The organism is Verminephrobacter aporrectodeae subsp. tuberculatae At4 (assembly GCF_000193225.1).
In the GTDB taxonomy this organism is placed as follows: domain Bacteria; phylum Pseudomonadota; class Gammaproteobacteria; order Burkholderiales; family Burkholderiaceae_C; genus Acidovorax; species Acidovorax aporrectodeae.
In genome coordinates this window covers 1-1,597 of the sequence record NZ_AFAL01000070.1, presented here as the reverse complement: position 1 = coordinate 1,597, position 1,597 = coordinate 1, and the positions used below count along the sequence as shown (strand labels likewise).

Genomic DNA, 1,597 nt, shown 5'->3' with positions numbered 1-1,597 from the left:
CCGCACGGCCACGAAGCGCTCACGGACTATAACACATTTTACATTTGGAATCCATGAGACCGTCCGTGTCGCCATGCAGCGCCTGGGGCTGGCGTCCGTGCTCGCTCGTGCGCCCAGCCGCGAGCGTGACTTGGTGCTGGCCATGGTGGCCGCGCGCATCGTCTCGCCCGACACCCTCCTCCAGCGACTTCGAGGGCCACGGCTGCCCGTTGGCCCAGCGGGGCACAGCCGCGACGGCAAGCGCGGTACGTTGCAGATGGATACGGCCTGCTCACCGATGTCCGTGGCTGCCCGGTGGCCGTCTCGGTGTTCGATGGCAACACCGCCGATAGCCCGCGCTTCTTGCCGGCGGTGCAGCAGGTGCGTCAGCGCTTTGGCCTCGATCAGGTGCTCATGGTCGGCGACCGGGGCATGATCTCCAGCAAGGCGATTTCCGGGATGCGCAGCGACGACGGCATCGCGTGGATCACGGCCCTCGAGATGGGTCACCCGGGTGTGCTGGTGCTTACGCGCAGCGGCGGCGCGCGCGCTTCGCAGTCGCGCACAATGGCGGCCGTGACCGTGGCTGCGCCAGACCCCTCTGCCGACCCTTGTGCACCCGAGCGCCCCGGCGGGTCGTTGCGCCGCATCGCGCATCTCGACATGGATGCCTTCTTTGCCTCCGTCGAACTGCTGCGCTACCCGCAGCTCAAGGGCCTGCCGGTGGTGATTGGTGGCAGGCGCCGCGAGGGCGACGCGCTTTTGCCGCAAGGCCCCGGTGGGGCGGGTCCGAGCAGCGTCCCGGTGGCGGACTTTGCGCGGCTCAGGGACTATGTGGGCCGGGGCGTGATCACCACGGCCACCTACGCCGCGCGGCAGTTTGGTGTGGGCTCGGCCATGGGCATGATGAAGGCGGCCCGGCTGTGTCCCCAGGCCATCGTGCTGCCCGTGGATGCGGACGAGGTGCGCAGGTATTCGCGCCTCTTCAAGAGCACCATCACCGAAATCGCACCAGTGATGCAGGACCGGGGCGTGGACGAGGTGTACATCGACTTCACCGAGGTACCCGGCGGTCAGCGCGAGGGCGGGCGTGTGCTGGCGCGGTTGATCCAGAAAAGCATTTTTGACAGGACGGGGCTGACTTGCTCCATCGGCGTGGCGCCCAATCGGCTGCTGGCCAAGATGGCCAGCGAGTTCGACAAGCCCAACGGCGTCTCCATCGTCTACGCGCAGGATCTGCAAAGCAGGATCTGGCCGCTCGACGTGCGCAAGATCAGTGGCATCGGCCCCAAGGCGGGCGCGAAGCTGGCGGCGCTGGGCGTGCACACCATTGGCGAGCTCGCGGCGCAAGACCCGCAGTGGCTGGTGGAGCGCTTTGGCAAGTCGATCGGGGCCTGGATGCACCGCGCGTCCTGGGGCCAGGACGACAGCCCCGTGGTGACCACGAGCGAGCCCGTGAGCATGAGCCGCGAGACCACGTTCGAGCGCGACCTGCACGCCGTGCACGACAAGGCCGAATTGGGCCGGATTTTCACCGACCTGTGCATGCGCCTCGCGCAGGACCTGCAACGCAAAGGCTACGTGGCCCGCACCATCGGCGTGAAGCTGCGCTACGACG

At 67.9% G+C, this 1,597-nt stretch carries 1 protein-coding gene; it reads left to right on the top strand.

The window, feature by feature from the left end; genetic code table 11:
• Positions 1–294: 294 nt before the first annotated feature.
• Positions 295–1,597: DNA polymerase Y family protein (locus tag VTU_RS0103030; protein ID WP_010100631.1), on the top strand; the 1,303-nt coding region annotated here is incomplete at its 3' end.